Annotated in this window: 16 protein-coding genes and 2 pseudogenes; 3 read left to right on the top strand and 15 right to left on the bottom strand. The window is 59.9% G+C overall.

Annotation, left to right across the window (positions count from 1 at the left end; genetic code table 11):
- The 5 genes and pseudogenes from ACTNDJ_RS07655 to ACTNDJ_RS07675 all read right to left on the bottom strand — a co-directional run.
- A pseudogene (locus ACTNDJ_RS07655) lies at window positions 1-308 on the bottom strand (hypothetical protein); the annotation flags it as partial.
- Window positions 298-1,773 (bottom strand): IS21 family transposase, encoded by a 1,476-nt coding sequence (gene istA, locus ACTNDJ_RS07660; RefSeq protein ID WP_441083507.1) that lies wholly within the window; start codon window positions 1,771-1,773, stop codon window positions 298-300. The pseudogene ACTNDJ_RS07655 and the gene istA, both read right to left, overlap by 11 nt.
- A 328-nt stretch (window positions 1,774-2,101) precedes the next feature.
- Window positions 2,102-2,521, bottom strand: a complete 420-nt coding sequence (locus ACTNDJ_RS07665) for a hypothetical protein (RefSeq protein WP_441083508.1) — start codon at window positions 2,519-2,521, stop codon at window positions 2,102-2,104.
- Between the two features lie 239 nt (window positions 2,522-2,760).
- Window positions 2,761-3,978 (bottom strand): helix-turn-helix domain-containing protein, encoded by a 1,218-nt coding sequence (locus tag ACTNDJ_RS07670; RefSeq protein WP_441064073.1) that lies wholly within the window; start codon window positions 3,976-3,978, stop codon window positions 2,761-2,763.
- A 266-nt stretch (window positions 3,979-4,244) separates the two neighbouring features.
- Entirely contained in the window at window positions 4,245-5,279 is a 1,035-nt protein-coding gene (locus ACTNDJ_RS07675) for a YeiH family protein (RefSeq protein ID WP_154517801.1), read from the bottom strand.
- A 193-nt stretch (window positions 5,280-5,472) separates the two neighbouring features.
- Between ACTNDJ_RS07675 and ACTNDJ_RS07680 the strand changes: the two genes are divergently transcribed.
- A complete protein-coding gene (locus tag ACTNDJ_RS07680; RefSeq protein WP_427719781.1) occupies window positions 5,473-6,174 on the top strand; it encodes a GntR family transcriptional regulator in 702 nt (233 codons plus the stop codon).
- A 112-nt stretch (window positions 6,175-6,286) separates the two neighbouring features.
- On the opposite strand, the gene glmS is transcribed toward ACTNDJ_RS07680, so the two are convergent.
- Window positions 6,287-8,134, bottom strand: a complete 1,848-nt coding sequence (gene glmS / locus ACTNDJ_RS07685; protein ID WP_441083509.1) for a glutamine--fructose-6-phosphate transaminase (isomerizing) — start codon at window positions 8,132-8,134, stop codon at window positions 6,287-6,289.
- Between the two features lie 329 nt (window positions 8,135-8,463).
- Here glmS and ACTNDJ_RS07690 point away from each other — a divergent pair, with 329 nt between their 5' ends.
- Entirely contained in the window at window positions 8,464-9,576 is a 1,113-nt protein-coding gene (locus ACTNDJ_RS07690) for a LacI family DNA-binding transcriptional regulator (protein ID WP_441048900.1), read from the top strand.
- Between the two features lie 113 nt (window positions 9,577-9,689).
- Here the strand turns inward: ACTNDJ_RS07690 and ACTNDJ_RS07695 are convergent, their stop codons facing one another.
- Window positions 9,690-10,340 carry an HAD family hydrolase gene (locus tag ACTNDJ_RS07695; RefSeq protein WP_441064075.1) on the bottom strand — a complete coding sequence of 217 codons (651 nt, stop codon included), beginning with the start codon at window positions 10,338-10,340 and terminating at the stop codon, window positions 9,690-9,692.
- A gap of 167 nt (window positions 10,341-10,507) precedes the next feature.
- Between ACTNDJ_RS07695 and ACTNDJ_RS07700 the strand changes: the two genes are divergently transcribed.
- Entirely contained in the window at window positions 10,508-11,386 is an 879-nt protein-coding gene (locus ACTNDJ_RS07700; protein ID WP_441064076.1) for a hypothetical protein, read from the top strand.
- A gap of 94 nt (window positions 11,387-11,480) precedes the next feature.
- Here the strand turns inward: ACTNDJ_RS07700 and ACTNDJ_RS07705 are convergent, their stop codons facing one another.
- The 8 genes and pseudogenes from ACTNDJ_RS07705 to ACTNDJ_RS07740 all read right to left on the bottom strand — a co-directional run.
- A complete protein-coding gene (locus ACTNDJ_RS07705; protein ID WP_441048897.1) occupies window positions 11,481-12,335 on the bottom strand; it encodes a Nif3-like dinuclear metal center hexameric protein in 855 nt (284 codons plus the stop codon).
- A gap of 111 nt (window positions 12,336-12,446) precedes the next feature.
- Window positions 12,447-13,877, bottom strand: a complete 1,431-nt coding sequence (locus tag ACTNDJ_RS07710) for a PTS transporter subunit EIIC (RefSeq protein ID WP_441048896.1) — start codon at window positions 13,875-13,877, stop codon at window positions 12,447-12,449.
- A gap of 304 nt (window positions 13,878-14,181) precedes the next feature.
- A complete protein-coding gene (locus ACTNDJ_RS07715) occupies window positions 14,182-15,039 on the bottom strand; it encodes a PRD domain-containing protein (RefSeq protein ID WP_441048895.1) in 858 nt (285 codons plus the stop codon).
- Between the two features lie 246 nt (window positions 15,040-15,285).
- Window positions 15,286-15,738, bottom strand: coding sequence for a PTS sugar transporter subunit IIA (locus ACTNDJ_RS07720; protein WP_195503788.1), 453 nt, complete (start codon window positions 15,736-15,738; stop codon window positions 15,286-15,288).
- 11 nt (window positions 15,739-15,749) lie between these two features.
- Window positions 15,750-16,688, bottom strand: a complete 939-nt coding sequence (locus tag ACTNDJ_RS07725; RefSeq protein WP_441048894.1) for a transketolase family protein — start codon at window positions 16,686-16,688, stop codon at window positions 15,750-15,752.
- Window positions 16,688-17,518, bottom strand: coding sequence for a transketolase (locus ACTNDJ_RS07730; RefSeq protein WP_441048893.1), 831 nt, complete (start codon window positions 17,516-17,518; stop codon window positions 16,688-16,690). Before ACTNDJ_RS07730 ends, ACTNDJ_RS07725 begins: the two co-directional genes overlap by 1 nt.
- Before the next feature lie 62 nt (window positions 17,519-17,580).
- Complete coding sequence (locus ACTNDJ_RS07735) at window positions 17,581-18,264, bottom strand: transaldolase family protein (RefSeq protein ID WP_441048892.1); 684 nt, start codon at window positions 18,262-18,264, stop codon at window positions 17,581-17,583.
- A gap of 124 nt (window positions 18,265-18,388) precedes the next feature.
- Window positions 18,389-19,594, bottom strand: a pseudogene (locus ACTNDJ_RS07740) (class II D-tagatose-bisphosphate aldolase non-catalytic subunit); the annotation flags it as partial.
- Window positions 19,595-19,763: the final 169 nt, after the last annotated feature.

Genomic DNA, 19,763 nt, shown 5'->3' on the forward strand with positions numbered 1-19,763 from the left:
GAAAATACGTTAGCGCAACCGGTGAAACCGCCTTTGCGCGAACGGCGCGCCTGTTTAGCGAAACTGGTGAAAAATAGATTGACGCTAACACCGTCGAAGGTCTTGGGCGCCGGCAGCGCGCAGCGCCTGAGCAGCGTCGCGCGCTTCGAGGCCTCGCGGCTGGACCTCTCCGCCTCGAGGTAGCCCGCCAGGTACTCCACCTGTTTCGGGGTGCCGAGCCTCGACCACTCCTCCAGGACGGCGGTGGTGAGCGAGCACGACCGCCCGGCCTCCACGACCCTGCGGGCCAGCTCCTCGCTAGCGGCCATCGGCGACCGCCCCCTTCAGGAACCCGTCGTAGACCGACAGGTCGGCCCCGCCGGCCCCGCCGCCGCCTCCCGCGATACGCCTCGCCAGCACGTCGACCGTGGCGTCGTCGGGGACGCGGCCGCCCTCGACGACCCTGAGCGCCGCCTCGCATGCCGCCTCGAAGCCCGAGGACTCGCTCGCCCGGCCGATCGACCTGAGCGTGCGCCTCCTGCCGGCGGAGTCCATCCGGTCGATCCCCTCGACGAGCCCCGGCGGCATGTCGCGCCTGATCGTCGACTCCCCGAAGGCCCTCGGCCTGGCGATGATGGCGGGCACGAGCGAGAGGGGGTTCCGGACCGCGGGGCCCTCCCCGAAGGCCCTGGGGAGGACGGCGACCCGGCGGCCGCGGTCGGCGAGGATCTCCACCGTCGTCGCGCGCATGCCGACGAGCAGGCTCCGCCCGTGCCAGGCGGGCCCGGCGACGTACTCGCGCCCGTCGGCCTCGACGTAGCCGCGCTTGTCGGCGCGGGCGGTGATCCACCTCACCGCGTCGAACTCCACGCCGGGAAGGGCGCGCATGGCGGCGAGGTCCTCCCGGTAGGCCTCCCCGTGCGGCCTGCCGTCGCGGCAGCGCGACTCCGCGTTGATCCTCGCGCATCCCTCGGCGAGGAACGCGTTGAGCTCGGGGAGCGTGCCGAACGCCGGCACGGGGACGAGGAGGTTGCGCCGGAGGAACCCCACGGCGTTCTCGACGGAGCCCTTCTCGTTTCCCGAATAGGGGTTGCAGTACCGGCTCTCGAAGCGGTAGTGGGCCCTGAACTGCGAGAACAGCCTCGATTCCGTGACCTCGCCGCGTACCATCCTGCCCGCCTCGGTGGCGTTGTCGAGCACCATCGCAGCCGGGGCGCGGCCCCAGCGGCGGAAGATCTCGAGCAGCCCGGCGCACAGGCACTCCGACCTCTGCGACATGAGGGCGACGCACTGCCGGTCGTTCGAGTGCGGGAGCGTCGCGACCAGCAGCTTGAGGTCGAGGGTCCTCCCGCCGACCGCGGCGCGGAAGTTCCCGAAATCGACCTGGCAGGTGCCGGGCGCCCACTCGAGCTCGAGGTACCCCTCTCCGCCCGCCGCCGCCCGGGCGAGCCTGAGCTCGCGGACGAACCTCTGCACGGTGGAGTACGAGCCGCCGTAGCCGCGCTCGGCGACGAGCCTGTCGTAGATCCGCCTGGCGGTGTGGCGCTGCTTCCTCGGGGCCCCGAGGTCGGCCTCGAGAACGCCCGCGACCCATTCCTCGTTGCCCTCGAGCGCGGGCCTGCCCCTCCTCCGGGGCATCGGCGCGGCGGGCGACATGTCCTCCATGTCGGCGTACTTCGCCACGGTGTTCCGGCTCACGTGGAGCACTCGGGCGATCTCGGACCTCGAGCGCCCGGCGGCATCCATCGACCGTATATCATTCACTGTGTCCAGGGGCACGGTCATCTCCTCCATCCTTCCCGGGCGGGCTCGCCAAAGTAACCGCCCGGGGAAACCATACGGCGAGGGGCGCACCCCCGGTCCCCGGGGCGCGGCCCTCTTGCTTAAACTGCTCAATTTTTCGTGCTCACGGTGCTCATTTCCCAGTGATCACTCGGACCACTTCTTAGTGAACATCAACACGAGGGCGCGACCAGAAGGTCAGCGCCCTCTCATTTCACGTCACCTTGGCGCAAATGCGGCCCGCTCGCTGTTGGCGACTGACATCGAATGAGCTGCTGCTGGCATTCGACACTTGGGCAGCTAAAAGGCCCCGTCCCAAATTTGCTACCCCACTAGCAACTTATCTTGCCGATGGATTTGTCGTCGTTTCATTCGTTCGAGTTGCTTTGGCGCCATCGCCCTGTTCGCCTTCATCCTTTTGAGCATCGGCAATGGTGGCAGCGGCTGCGACCATGCCGCGCTGGGGCGCGACGCCCGTCTGGGTCTGAACGCCCTCGACAACTTCTGTGCCTGCATGCGCGAGCTCGGGCGACTTAAACATTGCGTCCAGATTGGCCCCGCCGCCGGCGTAGCCAAGCGCCGCGAGCGCGATGACAATCACCGCGACAACGACCGCGATCGGAACATAGCGATGCCAGCCTGCGGGATTGAGGCCGCTACGGCGAGCAGCGCCACGGCTAATGTAGCCGAGCGTTCCATCGTGCTTGAGCTTTGACCCCACCACACGCTTACGGCCCCACAGCGATGATTCGGCCTGCATGGCCAAGCGAGCGCTTGCCGAAGGATAACCATATTTAGTGCGTTTGAACGAGCCGTCGAACCCCGAGGCGCTTTTGCCCCACGTCCGTGAAGTCGTGCGACGGTTGACCGGCGCCGCGGGCTTTCGAACCCGATTTGTTTTTGAAGTCTCCGCCATACTCCCCGCACGCCGTAACACAGTCGAAACAATACTGCTTTGGACTGTATCACACGCGCCGAGCGCGGTCACGGGCGCCTCGCTTAACGGTCGTCGTCCTTCAGCAGGCGCCACAGGGTCGTACGGCTTATCCCTAGCACTTCGGCAGCTCGGGTCCTGTTGCCGTGAAGGTGACCTACGACCAGCCGTGCGATATCGCGCTCGGTATCGGCCAGTGGGCGCAAGATATACAGATCGCTATCGAGCGTCGGGGCACCAAAGGTCGCGGTCTTGATAACGTCCTCCTGAGCGAGCACCTCCTCCGCCACCGCCCGCTCGGCCGTACCCATCCTCACTAATATATAAAGTCGTTCCGAAACCTCACGAAGCTGTAGATAGTTACGGGGCCATCGATAGGCATCGAGTGTCTTTGCCGCCCCGGACGACAAGGCAGGTGTTGCCGTCTCAAACATATCTGCCAGATACTCCAGATAGCGCGCAACCTTTTCCGACGCGCCGCCCTGCTCGGCAATCGCCGGCGCCACACTCACTGCACAGGCCAGACGCTCGGTTACAAAAGCAGCCTGATCGCTTTCGCCGCCGCCTGGCATGTCGTTTGCCGTCAACACCACATGGCAACGAGTTGCGAGCGCCGTGTCGATCATTGCGGACACGAGCTCGCGCAGGCGTTGGGGGCCAACGGCATGCCATCCGCCCATGCAAAGTGTCAGCCCCGTTTGGAATAGCGGCGATTCGGAACTTTTGAGCAGATGGCGCCAACCGCGATCCGTAAGCTCATCGAGCGCAACGGACACAAAGGGCTGGTCGGCATAGGGTCCATCCAGGTACAGGCGTTTTGCAATCTGATCCTGTCCCGCGCCCAGCTCGCCCTCGAGCATAAGGGGCACTCCGCGCGCATAGCTCTCCCGTACGGGGGCAGCGACCGCTGCCGCATCTTCGACGATGCCGTACGCGCTCGATTCGTAGCGGGCCTCAACTTCGTCGGCGTTGAGCCACTCGATGCCCGCATGCGCCGCGGCGGCGCGCACCTCGCGGACCACGATGACCCAAAGGCCCCCGCCCTCTTTGTCGGTGGGGCGAACGGTCAGGCTCAGGCGCGTACCCGCACGCCCCATAACCAGACGCGCGCCGTCTCCTATGCGGTCGAGGCGCTCAGCGACAAAAGCCGCCACATCCCGCTCAAGCGCCGCGTCATTCATGGTCGAGATCGCGACGTCCCCACGCGCATCGATTGCCAATGCCGAGGCCCCGGCAGCAGCTAGGGCATCGGTCAAGATGTTCAGCTTGGCATCGCTATCCATGATTTGCCCCTGTCCGCTGCGACGTACAACCGCCGACGGTCGCACGACCGAGTGTTTCAAAATTGAACGATATTGCTCACCAAACACTATAGGGCAGAAAGCGCCATCCTGCGAGTATAGGTGTTGCCCCGCATCGCCATCCTGGCGGGGCGATAAGAGCTCTTCGGGATCTATTAACCTGCGGACAAGCCATACCCGCAAGAGCTCCTATCGCTCCACCGCGAGGATGCGGCCACCGGCAACCAGCACGTAAATGGGCTACTTCTCTACCAGATTCCCAGCACGTGCTGCATTCCCAAACCCATGCACGCAATGCCAATCCAGCAGCAAAAGCCCAATGCGATGGGCTTGCCGCCTTTTTTGACCAGCTCGACGATATCGGTATTAAAGCCAATAGCCGCCATGGCCATCACGATAAAGAACTTCGACAGCTCCTTGATGGGCGCCGTAACGGACGCGGGAAGCTGAAACACTGTGGTGACCACACTCGCCAGCACAAAGAACAGCACAAACATGGGAAACGCGCGCTTAAGGGAGAACGTGCTTTTGGCGTCGCCGCCGGCCTTGCGCGCCAGATGCATCTGCCAGCATGCGAGGACCAACGTGATGGGAATAATGGCCAGCGTCCTGGTGAGCTTGACTACCGTAGCGCTCTCGAGCACATTGGCGCCGGGATGCATACTGTCCCAGGCGCTCGCCGCAGCCGTTACAGACGAGGTGTCGTTGATAGCGGTACCGGCAAACAGGCCAAAGCCCTCGTTGGTCAGCCCAAGCATGCCTCCAAGCGTTGGAAACACGAGCGCCGCGATAACGTTAAACAGGAAGATGACCGAAATAGCCTGGGCAATCTCGCGATCGTCGGCATCGATGACGGGCGCGGTCGCGGCGATGGCGGAACCGCCGCAAATCGACGAACCCACACCCACAAGCGTCGCGATCTTGCCCGGCACGTTCATAACGCGGCAGAGCACAAAAGCGATGATGAGCGAGGTCAAGATCGTAGCCACGATAATCGGCAACGACTGGGCGCCTTTGGACAGAATCTGCGAGAGGTTCATGCCAAAGCCAAGCAGGATAACCGCGTACTGCAAGACTTTTTTAGACGTATAGGTGACGCCGGCGGCGAGCTGTTCGCGACGATTCTTGGGAAAGACGAGCGCCAGAACCATGCCAAAGAGGATGGCAAATACCGGCCCACCGACCACCTCAATCTGTTTGCCGAGCAACGACGCAGGGATGGCGATGATCAGGCAGAACAAGACGCCCTTCCAGCGCTCGCGTACGATATTTACCAGTTGCATATGGGATTCCTTCTTTCTATTTCACGTTTGCGACGGCTTATGATACGGCAACATCGAGCACAGCCATGCGCAAAAACAGACTAAGATGCCGCAATAGTTCTCGGGCAACAACCGAATTACCCAGCGCGGAGAGCTGATTCGCGGCATAATTAACAATTGACATATGAGTGTGATAGAACAGTTGCGAGGCACTATGGAAGAATCGATGCACGTCGGCGAGCAGGAAACGAGCCTACAGGACCAGTCCTACCACACCATTCGACGCAAAATAGTCTACCTGGACTACAAGCCGGGCGAAAAGCTGGGCGTCAAGCAGCTTTGCGACGACCTAGATATGGGGCGCACCCCTGTGCGCGAGGCACTGGTGCGTCTGGCGCAAGAGGGCCTAGTGCGCACCGTGCCCCAAAGCGGCACCTATGTCTCGCCCATCAACCTCACCCTTGCCGAGAGTGCCTGCTACATTCGCGAACACCTGGAAAAGCAGGTGATTGTGGAGTGCTGCGCCCGTGCCACCTCGGTAGGCATCGAGCAGCTCGACCGAGCCATCGCGCTGCAGGAAAAAGCCATGGCCGAAGAGGACCGCATCGGCTTCTTTTTAAGCGACAACCTCATGCACCGCATGATCTTTAGCATCGCGTGCCGCAGCACCGTGTGGTCGTGGCTCGAGGCGACCAATGCCGACCTGGAGCGCTTCCGCTGGCTGCGCGCCGCTACGCAGGCGCTCGACAATCAGGAGATTGTTAACGAGCACAAGCAAATCCGCCGCGCCATCGCCGGTCGCGATCCTATCGAGGCAAGCTTTTTGGTCAGCAAGCACCTGCATATGATGTTCCGCAACCAAACCGAGGTCCTGGACCAATATCCCGAGTACTTCGAGACCAGCAAGCTCCGCTAACCTGCCAAAAAGGGACAGGTTTATTTTGGCTGGTTTTATCTGGGCAAATGCAACAAGGCCCAGCTCCGCCGCAACGAAGCCGGGCCTTAGTTGTTAGGACGTAGGAACTCGATTACTCTACTGTGACACTCTTGGCCAGGTTGCGGGGCTGGTCAACGTCGCAACCGCGCAGGATGGCAACCTCGCGGGCGAGCAGCTGCAGCGGAACGCTCGCCGTGATGGGGCTGAATACGTCGCGGACGGCCGGCACGCGAATGACGCAGTCGGCGATCTTGTTGATTTCCTCGTCGCCCTCGGTAGCAACGACGATGACCTTGGCGCCGCGCGCCTTGCACTCCATGAGGTTCGACACCGTCTTGTCGTATGTTGCGCTTTTGGTTGCAACCGCGATAACGGGGAAACCCGGGTCGATCAGCGCGATAGGGCCGTGCTTCATCTCGCCGGCAGCATATGCCTCGGCATGCAGGTAGCTGACCTCCTTGAGCTTGAGCGCGCCCTCGTAGGAAATGGCGGCGCCCATGCCGCGACCCACGAACAATGCAGACTGCGCGTCCTTGCAGACAAGCGCGGCCTCGTGCACGGCCTCGGTCTGCGTATCCAGGATCCACTGGATCTGCTCGGCCGTATCGGAAAGCTCGCGGAACAGCATGCGCGCCTGCTTGGTGGTCAGACGGTACTTAACCTGCGCCAGCAGCAGGGCCAAAAGCGTAAGGCTCACGACCTGACCGATGAAGCTCTTGGTCGAGGCAACTGCAATCTCCTTGTTGGCCTTGGTGTAGATAACGCCGTCGCTCTCGCGCGCCACCGGGCTGCCCAGCACGTTGGTGATGCCAAAGACCTTGGCGCCCTTGATGCGCGCATCGCGAATGGCGGCAAGGGTGTCGGCCGTCTCGCCCGACTGGGACACGGCCACGACAAGCGTCGTCGGCGTGATGATGGGGTTGCGATAGCGGAACTCGCTTGCCGCCTCGACCTCGGTAGGAATACGAGCCCAACCCTCAATAAGGTTCTTGGCGATAAGTCCGGCATGGTAGCTGGTGCCGCAGGCAATCACATACACGCGGTCGATATCGTTGAGCTCCTCGAGCGAAAGGCCCAGCTCGTCGATATCGAGCTCACCGGCGGGGGTCATGCGGCCCACCAGGGTATCACGCACGACGCGAGGCTGCTCATGGATCTCCTTAAGCATAAAGTCGGGATAACCGCCCTTTTCGGCCATATCCAGGTCCCAGTCGATATGGGTAAGCTTGGGCTCAATCACGTTGCCAGCCTCGTCGGTATACTCGACGCCTGCGGGCGTAAGCTTGGCAAACTGACCGTCCTCGAGCACCACGACATCGCGGGTGGCATCGATAAGCGCGATCACGTCGGAGGCAACGTAGGAGCCGGTTTCGCCGACACCGACCACAATCGGGGAGTCCTTGCGGGCCACGGCGATCACGCCGGGCTCATCGGCAGAAACGGCGGCCAAACCATAGGCGCCCACCACGTGGGTGCAGGCCTCGCGCACAGAAGCCATCAGGTCGTGTGTCTCGGCATAGGCTTCTTCGATCAAGTGCGCAAAGACCTCGGTATCGGTCTCGCTCTTAAAGTGATGGCCGCGGCCCTCCAGCTCCTCACGCAGCTCGGCGAAGTTCTCGATGATGCCGTTGTGGACGATGGCGATGCGATCGTCGCAGCTGGTGTGGGGATGGGCGTTGACAACGGAGGGCTTGCCGTGGGTAGCCCAGCGGGTGTGGCCGATGCCGCAGGTGGCGTCGCTGTCGACATTGGTAAGTTCACTCTCCAGGCCCGCGACCTTGCCCACGCGGCGAATGACGTCGAGGTGAGCCGCCGTGCCCTCGCCCACCTCGAGTGCGACGCCCGAGGAGTCATAGCCGCGATATTCCATACGCTTAAGGCCCGTGACAAGGATGTTCTTTGCAATATCAGAGCCGGTGTAGCCGACAATTCCGCACATAGGATAAATCCCTTCGCTCGCGTGACTGTAAAACGTCCACGCACAAGGGGCGCTGAGACGTATAACGTTCGAGTATTGTACTCACGCAAGCGCAAGCTGATATACCAGAAGTGGTATCTCAACTTAGATACCACCCGATGCACACACGTTCAGCCGGTCCAAACCACCACAAAGGTGCCTGTCCCCTTCGTGGTGGTCGCGTTGGCAATAGCGTTTCCCCAGATAAAACCTGCCAAAATAAACCTGTCCCTAATTGGCAGGTTTTGACACCCTAGGGACGGACGATGCTACAATCTGGCTTGTACTTGAAACGCATCAAAGGGGCCGCTATGGCAAAGGTAAAAATCAGCGACGTCGCGCGCGAGGCAGGGGTCTCGCTGGGCACGGTATCCAACGCGCTCAACCATCCCGAAAAGCTGCGCCCCGAGACCCTCAAAATCATCAACGAGACCATCAATCGCCTTGGCTACCTGCCCAACCAAAGCGCCCGTCAGCTCGCAGGAGGCACCACTAAGTCCTTTGGCCTGGTCCTCCCCCGTCTCGACCACGGCTTCTCGCTCCAAATTGCCAGCGGTGCCCATAACGAGGCCCGCAAGCACGGTTACGACCTGCTTATCGCCAACGCCGATAACGACGATATTCTCGAAGACCATTACCTGCGCTACTTTATGGGCACGCAGATGTCCGGCGTCATGGTTCAGCCCATGGCATCCCCCGATTGGCACCCCGCCATGACCATGATGCCCGTGCCGATTGTCCATCTGGACATCCACTGTTCCGAGCCCGGTTACTACGTGGCCGCCGACAACGAGGCACAGGGGCGCATTATCGCCGAGCTCGCCATTGCCCGCGGCGCACGCCATATCACCGTTGTGGGCAGAGCGGCATTTATGCAGCTCACCCTGCGCGTGCTTGGCATTCACAAGGCCCTCGCCCTTCATCCCGACATCAAAATTGAGGTCATTGACGCCGGAGAATGGAATACCGCAGCCGACGGCTACAGTATCGGCACTCAAATTGCCGAGCGTTCCACCGATGAGCGTCCGGATTTTGTCATCGGCCTAACCGACGTATTGGCCTCGGGTGTTATCTCGGCGTTGATCGACAAAGGCATCTCCGTCCCCAAGCAGGTTCGCGTGGCCGGCTGCGACGGCAACCCGCTTGCATGGAGCGGGTCGGTCCCTCTCACCACAGTGGCACCGCCGGGTTACGAAATTGGCCGCAAGGGCGTGCAGCTGCTCGTGGAGCAAATCGAGAACAAGGCGCCGACAAAAACCAAACGCGTCCGTATCGGCTCCGCCGCACGCACCGTCACCGAGGTCACAGCCGCCGAGGACATCAACCGTCAGGAACTCGTGCGGCCGTTCCTGCTCGAGCGCGCCAGTACCCAGGCGAGCAGCCAAGCCGAAGCCACCGCCATCAACCTGGGCGCGTATCTATAGCACGTCGACCAGTATGCCAAAACGCAGCTTAAGCAAAAGAGGCCCGGCCATTGCCGGACCCCTTATGCTTAAGCGTAAATGTGGGCAATTGCCCGTTTCAACGCCGCAGCTGTCTAGCGCACAGCCTTGACCGCCGCCGTCAGGTCGAACAGCGTATCGAGCACGGCCTCGCAGCCATCCACCACGTCCTGCGGCAGCGGCACAATGTCGGGGACGGCAAAGACATGGCAGCCGGCCGTGATGCCAGAGACGCAGCCGTTGCGTGAATCCTCGACCACAGCGCATTCCTCGGGAGCAAAGCCCGCGCGCTCGCAGGCAAGCAGATACATCTCGGGGTCGGGCTTGCCGTGCACGACGTCCTCGCCGCAGGTCACCGTCTCAAACTTGTCAAAAAGGCCGACCATCTTAAGGTTGCGCTCGGCCGTAGCGAGGCGCGACGACGTCGCTAGACCCACGTGATAGCCCGCAGCCAGCAGCTCGCCTATGCACTCGGCGGCACCGGCCTTAAGCTCCAAATCGGTCTTGACCATCTCGTCGCGAATCTCCTTGTGGCGAACATAGATCGCCTCGGTGGTTTCATGGCTGCCGTAATGCTTATCAAGGATGTCCATGACATCGGGCAGAGTGCGGCCGATAAACTGATGGATCAGCGCATCATCAATCGCGACCCCCAGCTCGGCAGCGCCCGCCTTCCATGCCTTGATGCCCAAACGCTCGGTATCGACCAGCGTTCCGTCCATGTCAAAAATTACAGTCTTGATCATATCGGTCCCCTCACCGGATTGCATTACGGCCACTCTAGCGCACTTTACAAACTTGTATATAACGTATATAGCATATTGCACTATCGTTACATAGGCAAAAGTCATATGACGAGCAGTCCGATAGGATTATAGTTTTCGACCGAGTACTCAATGGTAAGGATTGTTTTATGCTTTCAGACACTACCGCACCTGCAAAGGAGCTTCAGGACAAACTCGCGGCGCTCGAACAGCTGCTTTTGGCATACGGACGCGTCGCCATCGGCTTTTCCGGTGGCGTCGACAGCAGCTTTTTGGCCGCGGTCTGCGCCCGCATCATGCCTGCCAGCACGCTTCTCGTTCACCTCACCACGCCGCTCATCGGCACGCCCGAACAGACCTCGTTTGAGCGATCCGTTGACAGGCAGACCAATGAGGGACCGCATTTTAAGCTCCCCGTGCTCAATCTTTCGGTCGATCAGCTGCAGCTCCCCCAAGTAGCCTGCAACGACGCCAACCGTTGCTACCACTGCAAGCACGCCGGCTTTACCGCCATCGTCAACCACGCTAAGTCGCTCGGCTTTCCCACCGTCATCGATGGCAGCAATGCAAGCGATCGCGGTGACTACCGTCCCGGCATGCGCGCTGCCAAAGAGCTCGGCGTACGCTCCCCTCTTATGGAGGTCGGCTTTACCAAGGACGAAGAGCGCGAGCTGCTGCGCGCATGGGGCTATCCCGTTTGGAACCTGCCGGCGGGAGCCTGTCTTGCCACGCGCGTCCCCACAGGCGAGGAGCTTACGCACGAGAAGGTCGATTTAATCCGCGCCTGCGAGGACTACCTGCACGATCTTGGTCTGTCGCAGGTTCGCGCGCGCTTGGTCGGCGGCTGCATGCGTATCGAGGCCGCACCCGCAGATGTCGCCAAGATTGCCGCCCTCGGCGGTGCTACCGTCAATGCCGAGGGCAAGACCCCGCTGCCCGCCGCCATCGAGTCCGCGCTGCGCGAACTGGGCTGCAGCCACATCTCCCCCGAAGTCACCCCCTACATCCACGGCAACATGAATCAGTAACCTGCCAAAAAGGGACAGGTTTATTTTGGCAGGTTTTATCTGGGGAAACACAAACAGGGCCGCGACACCTCTATGGCGTCGCGGCCCAGGACATCTATGCCAGTACGTATTGATAAGTGTCTCCCATGGGCACAAAGGTGACCGGCAAGTCTGCACCAGCGTCTCCGAGCGCAGCGGGCAACCATGTCGACATGTATTCCATGCCCGGCTCTTCGCCGTTAAAGTGACCCATATGGATGGCACATTTCCCCTGACCGAGCATTGCGGCGTCGCGGATGTATTCACTCACCGTAAAGTCGATAAGCTCCATCGCCAAAATGCAATCGATGTCATCAGAGTCGATATGGGCAATCTCGTCGTTATCTCGGCCCATAATATGCATCGGAATCTCGACGTTACCCACCAAGGCATCGCCGTCGCCGATCAGGCGCGTTCCATTAAGACCGAGCTTGAGGACAAGCATTTTCGCCAAATCGCGCGCCGGCATTGGATCAATCCGATAACTCATAAACGACCCATCCGTCGCATATTCGAGCCAGCCCATTTTTGCTGCGAATCCGTAAAAGATGCCGTCGACCATCGAGCCGTCCGAGGCGAGCGGAACGCCCGAGTGGATATAGTCATGGCAACGCCAGACCGCTCCACCCCAATCGTCAAGCAAGGCGCACTTTGCCTCAAAGGTCTCGTTCCCCGCGACCACCTCACGGCTGTCTCCGTGGTTCCAGAACAGCGCCTCGTGCGGAACAATCAGGTTGGCGCCAAGCTCCTTGGCACGGCGAATTACCTCCGCCGTAGCCCAAATGCATGTAACGATTCCGGTACATTGCTGATCGATGTTGCCGTAAAGCACCCGATCGCGCGTCGTCGCAAGCTCGATGGGCTTACCGGTAAAAGCATCGATGCCGCCGCAATAGTCCTGGATAGCTTGAATAGCCTCACTGATAAGCATATGTAACAACCCCTTCGACATAATATGCAGGGCGGCAGCAAACATACCGCCCTGCGGAATCATCTATAGGCGGCATTTTTTGAGCTGAACCACCTATATGCGACCGCTTTTCTAGCGCTCGGAAATCGGACCGTTCTCAAGCTCATCCTCACTAAAGCCAAAGAACCAGGCAACGGCAAAGCTTACGATAAAGCCAGCTGCCGAAGCGATGGCGGCACAGATCAGGTTCTCATTGCCACCGCCGACAAACGTCATAATATTAAGCACGTTTGAAGCAGCACCAGCAAGATAGGCATTCACATGCAGAGCGATCGACCCGGCACCGGCGACAAATGAACCCGCCATGCAGGCAATGAACAGCTTACGATAGCGGAACAGCATGCCATAGATGAACGGCTCGCCGACGCCTCCAATGAGCTGGGCGACAAGATAGCCGGCACATTGTCTCTTTTCCTCCTTGTTACGGAGTTTGAGCCATGTCGCAATCTCCACTCCATAGGCAGCCCACAGCGCAACCGTAGCAGCGACCATAATAAAGCTGTCAGAGCCCGTCGACATGAAGTTTGCAATGGCAATCATAATGACCGCGACATGCATGCCCGTAATGACCATGGGCAACCAAATTGCTGCAAGCAAGCCGCCACCAATAATCGCCGCGATGCCACCCTCGGCGCCGAGGAACCCAAAGATTGCAGCCAGGCCGTTGCCGCACAAAGAGCCAAGAGGGGCAAGCAGGCAAAGCGCAAAGGGGACAGTCAGAGCAAGCGTGCAAAGCGGCGTAAACACCGTAGTAAGCGAATCAGGCATATGCTTGCGCAGGAACTTTTCGAAGACGGACATCAAGGCCACTGTGAGCAGAACGGGAATGACCGTCTGTGCATAGTTTTCAGGCACGCAGGGGATGCCGTAGACGCTAAAGGCTTTTCCCTCGGCTGCCATTTGCATAAACGTCGGTTCGATAAGCACACCGCCCATAAAAGCACCGTACATAGGCGTGGCGCCAATGTTCTTGGCGGCCGAAAAGCCCAAGAAGACTGGTATAAAGTAGAACGTCACGTTGTAGAGCATATTGAGCAGGATATATAGATCGCTCGTATCCGCAATGAGATTGAGCATCGTTGGCCCGAGTACGACGGCAACGGTTTTGAACATGCCCGAAGCGAGCAGCAATGGAATCATCGGAACCATGGAGCCCGAGAGGTAGTTAAGAATCGCATTGCCAACGGCTGCCGGAGTAAGCGGTGTTTTGACTCCACTTGCGTCGAGGTTCTCGTCGATACTCTCCTGCTTGGCCAAGCCGCTCATCGTGATGAGCTCGTCATATACCTTAGGCACGTTCTGCCCAATAATCACCTGGAACTGCCCGCCAGATATTTGAGCGCCGATGACGCCGTTTATTTTTTTAACAGCGTTAATATCGGGCAATTCCATATCCTTAAGGTTAAAACGCAGGCGCGTCATGCAGTGGGCTGCAAAGGTGATGTTGTCTTTGCCACCCAGCGCCTCGAGCACATCGGCTGCGATCTTCTTATTGTCAGCCATATCATCTTCCCTTTCGAACGATCCGGTTCCTTCCTCGCTGCGCGCGCGAGGAGACAAAGCGGACGGTGGCCTGCCGCCCACATGGAAATATTCGATTGTTGAGGGAAACGGCGTAAAGACAAAAAGCTCCAAAACGAGACATCGACAGGTCGCCCTGTCTTTACGTCACGCTTCGGAAGCTCAGCTCTCGAATAACACCTTATGTCGCGCCAAGGTTATCAGCTCCGCCATGAGGACGGCAGCCTCACGATGTTCAGAATACCGCGAACGGTAGATTTTCATCCTTAAGCGGTAAAGAAGCCATCTATTCGACCGTTAAGGACCCGTCTCTCATATTGCCGGCATAGACCCGATTGACATGAAGCATAAGGTACACCTTCTCTTCGGGCACGACGGAAGCTTGATAGGTCTCCTCAATGAGTCTGGCCATCTTCTCGACGCAAGCCGCCACGGCCGGATGCTCATCACAGAGGGGCTGATAGAGTGCCGCATTGTCGGTATTGAGCGGCTCACCGGTGCGAACACGCTCCAGCAAATATCTCACATGGGTGTCATAACGCGCATAGTCGAAGGCATCACGATCAACAGAGATATCCAGGTCTTTCTCAATAATCGTTACGAGTTTCTCAATCAGGCGCTCCTCGCGGCGCACGTCATTTGACTTTGCTTTGCTCGAACTTGCCATCACGCTGTTAACGATGCAGAGTGCGATACCTGCCCTCTCCCCGCGCGGCATAAACACGCCGAATTCGCGTTCTATGCCAGCGTGGGCGAACGTGGCGATTTTGAATTCAACGGGATATTGCTGCTGCACGTCGCAAGAAAGCGGCATCTGAACATACATGTGCTCACGACAGCGCTTAATGGCAAAGCTAATGTGATCGGCAAGCGTAAAAGGAAGGTTCGCCGACAACTCGCGCGAAATGTTGGCGCGCGCGACATCGGCAATCTGCGCACTAAATTCCATTACCTTGGGATCGATCTCGTTAAGAAGTGGCAGGTAGCGTGCATCAACGTTGTAAAACGTGCGCTCAATCTGCGCAAGTGAAACCTCATCGGGGCCGTCAGGGAAACCAATGCCTTTCCCCAGCGCCACAAGCTCGGTTCCCTTATCGTTGACAAGCAAGGCGGCATTGTGATTGATACGCTTAACGATCCTCATGATGCCTCCGAAAATAGGCGCAGCCGAAGGGCAAGCGCAATGAATTCCAGTTAAGATGGTTCGCCTCGATTATTCCACGCAACGTCACGCGAGACAAGCAAACCCGAGCCCCACAACCTGCCAAAAAGGGACAGGTTTATTTTGGCAGGTTTTATCTGGGGAAACGCAAACAGGGCCGCGACACCTCTATGGCGTCGCGGCCCTTTTCCTTGGAGAAGGATCGATTGATTGAACGGGATGACCGTTCTAGTCTTCGAGTCCGCTATTGATGAGCTCCGCAATCTCAACGGGATCGGTGCTCGCGCGCACCTTGTCACGGAAGCCGGCGTCCATCAGCATCACGGCAGCCTTGGAGAGCAAGCGCAGATGCGTGGTTCCAGCCTCGCCGGCAGGCACGTACAGCGCGAGCGCAACATCGACGGGCACCCCATCGAAGCTCGGCCATTCAACGGGCTCGGCCAGTTTAAGCACGGCAACGCCCGGCGTGTGGATCGCGTCGCTTTTGGCATGCGGAACGGCAAAACCGGCGACAAGGCCGGTCTCGGCCTCGTTCTCGCGAGCAATAAAGGCAGCCTCTACGGCAGATGCGTCATCGGCAAAACCGAGCTCGATGGCCTGCTCGGACAAATAATGCAGGGCGTCCTCGCGCGAGGCGGCGGTATACCCGATCGTCACTTGGTTGGCAGATACAAATCCCATGGAAACCTTCCTTACAACACAGACCTGACCGCAGCTTCGATACCGTCGGCGTCCAAACCGTACTCGTGCAGCAAATCGACCGCAGGGCCGGACTCGCCATACACATCGCGCACGCCGACGCGTCGCATCGGCACCGGATGCTGTTCCGCGAGTACCGAGGCCACGGCCTCGCCAAGACCGCCGATAATCGAGTGCTCCTCGGCGGTGACCACGCGACCGGTCTTCTTGGCGCTGGCAACCACCAGACGCTCATCAAGCGGCTTGATCGTGTGCATGTTGATGACCTCGGCGTCAATACCATCGGCAGCGAGCGCCTCGGCAGCTTCAAGCGCCTCGGCAACCATGAGGCCACAAGCGATGATGGTCACATCGGACCCCTCGCGCACGACCACGCCGCGACCAATCTTGAACTCATAGTCCTCGCGGTCGTTGATGACCGGTGTTGCCAGGCGGCCGAAACGCATGTAGACCGGCCCCTCAAATTCATACGCGGCGCGCACGCAAGCGCGAGCCTCGATGTCATCGGCGGGAACGATCACCGTCATACCCGGGATCGTGCGCATGAGCGCGATATCCTCGCAGCACTGATGCGTGGCGCCGTCTTCGCCGACCGAGATACCCGCATGTGTGGCGCCGATTTTGACGTTGAGGTGCGGATAGCCGATGGAATTACGAACTTGCTCGTACGCGCGGCCGGCGGCGAACATGGCAAAGGTGCTCGCAAAGGCGACGTGGCCCGTGGTTGCAATGCCGGCGGCAAGCCCCATCAAGTTGCTCTCGGCAATGCCGGCGTCGTAGAAGCGCTCAGGGTGCGCAGCCTTAAACTTGCCGGTCTGTGTGGCGGCGGCCAGGTCGGCATCGAGAACCACAAAGTCATCGTGCTCATTGCCCAGCTCGACAAGTGCCTCGCCATAGCTAACGCGCGTGGCGACTTTCTTGACGTCTGCCATTAGAGCTCCTCCCCTGCTGCTGCGAGCTCGGCCATGGCCTGCTCAAACTGTTCATCGTTGGGTGCCTTGCCGTGCCAGCCCACCTGGTTTTCCATAAAGGAAACGCCCTTGCCCTTCACCGTCTTGGCGATAATGGCCACAGGCGAGGCACTCACTTTGCGAGCCTCGGCAAAGGCCGCGGCAATCTGCGCCATGTCGTTACCGTCGGCGAGCTCAATCACATGCCACTTAAAGGCACGGAACTTGTCGGCAAGCGGCATAGCCGAGTTAACTTCGTCGATACTGCCGTCAATTTGCAGGCCATTGTGATCGACGATAGCGACGAGGTTATCCAGGTCGTGGTTGCCGGCGAACATGGCCGCCTCCCACACCTGCCCCTCCTCGCACTCGCCGTCGCCCAGCAGCGTGTAGACGCGGTAGCTGTCACCCCAGTGCTTTGCAGCGAGTGCCATTCCAACCGCGGCGGAGATACCCTGACCGAGCGATCCGGTAGACATGTCAACGCCCGGCGTGTCATTCATATTGGGATGGCCCTGCAGGCGGCTGCCGATATGACGGAGCGTCTCGAGCTCCTCCTTGGGAAAGAACCCGCGCTCGGCGAGCACGGCATAGAGTGCCGGAGCGCAATGTCCCTTGGAGAGCACAAAGCGGTCGCGCTCGGCGCGGCTCGGATTCGCCGGGTCGACATCCATTTCCTCAAAGTAGAGGTAGGTCATAATGTCGGCGGCGCCAAGCGACCCTCCCGGATGCCCCGACTTGGCGGCATGGACGCCCGTGACAATACCGCGGCGAACCTCATTGGCAATCTTGGCCAGTTCCTGATCGGTCATGGAGTTTCCTCTCTTGAGCACGCCGGCCCGGCATAACAAATGCTGGGCCGGCAGAACCATCGTTACTGTGCCTCGACGACCTTTTTCCAGTCGGCCTCGAACGAGGCAAGGCCCTGGTCGGTCAGCGGGTGATGCAGGCATTTCTTAAGAGCGGCCATGGGGACGGTCGCAATATCGGCACCGAGTAGCGCCGCCTGGGTCACGTGATTGGGCGTGCGGACGGATGCGGTGATGATCTCGACGGTGTCGTCGACGTTCTTACCGGTCCAGTCATAGTTCTTGATGCAGGTCACAACGTTGTCGAGCTGCGAGATACCGTCCTCGGCGATGTCATCGAAGCGTCCCACAAACGGGCTGATGTAGCGGGCGCCGGCGTTGGCGGCCATCAAGGCCTGCGTCGGCGAGAAGACGAGCGTCATGTTGACGCGCACGCCCGCATCGGCCAGCGCGCGGCAGGTGGCGAGGCCGGCCTCGCAGACGGGGAGCTTAACCACAATGTTGGGAGCCAGGGCGGCAAGACGCTTGCCCTCCTCGATCATGCCCTCGGCAGTAGTCGCGGTAGACTCGGCAGACACGGGCAGACCCTCGCAGAGCTCGGCAATCTTGAGCATATGGGGCTCAAAGTCGGCGAGCTTACCGCCGGTCTTGGCGTACAGGGACGGATTGGTGGTGACGCCGGCAAGGCAGCCCCAGCTCTTGGCCTCGGCGATCTCGTCAAGGTTGGCGGTATCGATAAAGAACTTCATGGTACAAACTCCTTCGAAGGAATCCAAACTCAAAAAATAGGACAAAGGGGATGTCCCTTTGTCCTATGTGCCGGGCCTGCAGCTGGGACATGCCCCAGGCCCGGCGTCGTGTAGGAAAAGCTACTTAGTCCTCGAGAGCCTTCTCGATGCGGCTCGTGACGCCCTTGAGGTTAAGACCGACGACGTACTGCTTAATCGGGCGCTTGATGTGCTCGATCACAAAGCGCTTGCCGTCGATGTCCTGGGCAGCGAGGTTGCGATAGAGCTTCTCGACCTGCTCCTTGACCTCGGGATCGTTGAACGCGTAGTGGCCGGAGACATCCAGAATCTTCAGGCTGAGCTCGTCGTCGGCCAGAATGTCGTCAACCTGCAGGTTGACATCATCGCCGGTCATCCACTTGCGCCAGCGCTCGGTCTTGATAGCCTTGACCAGCAGCGTGTGATACAGATCGGAGGGATCGTCGCACAGGCCGTTGTCGACCAGAATCTGCTCGGTAGCGCAGAGCTTGAGGTAGGCGCGGGTCTCCTCGGTGCCGTACTGAGGGGCGACATTGGAAGCCGTCACGTGAGCCGGAATGTGCTCGAGCAGCGTCGCGTCGTCCAGGTAGTCGGCGTTGTGCTCCTTCAGGCCCACGCCGTAGCGCTTTGCCATGTCGGCGAGCTCGCGGGCGTTCTTAAAGTTGTAATGGCCAACCTGCTCAGTCCAACGGGTAAGCGTGCCGGTCTGGCCGACGATAAAGGTGGGCATGGGGCAGCCGCGCTTCTCGAGCTCGGGCTGCAGCTGAGAAATGAACTCCTCGTACTTATCGGTAGAGGTCAAGCCGCCATTGGTCTCCTCGGTACCGACCTCATAGGCGACCTCGGGCAGGTTATGCTCGCGACGGTACTGCTCAAGGTAGTCGATAAGATCGATCGTGCGGCGAAGCACCACGTCGAGCGGAATAACCTTGCCGATCTGATAGGGATCCTTGGTGGGGTCGACCATCAGCAGGTCAAAGCCCGCCTCCATGTCGGCGACGAAGGACTTGCGGGCGAGCTCCATGGCCTCGTCCTCGGGCAGGTGGGCGTTACGCTCCTCGTCACGCTGCCACGGACCGCCGTGATCGCGGCACAGGTAGTACGGGCCGGTGTAACCCACCTCGTCGGCAACCTTCTTGATGTCGGCGGCAAAGCGCTTCTGGTCCCAACCGTTGACGTAGCCGGCGCCCATCTCGTCCATATCGACCTGGTTGCGGCTGGCGATAAACATGGGCGGGAAATCCTCGTCCTTGGCAAGCTCGAACACAGCCTGAATCAGGTTGGGGCTCATGGGGCCAATACCGACCATGGTTGCATGATCGCCGCTATCCTACAGCTTGAGCATGCCCTGAACGGCCTGGCGGATGGTGAGGTTGGACATTTTGTTCTCCTTCTCCAGAGGATTTTTGACAAAAGTTCCCTGGGACCCAGATGCGGGCCCTATCAGTACGGATGGATTTTGTTGTGTAGGGGCGGTTGTG

The organism is Collinsella sp. HCP3S3_D1, from assembly GCF_052064015.1.
GTDB lineage: Bacteria > Actinomycetota > Coriobacteriia > Coriobacteriales > Coriobacteriaceae > Collinsella.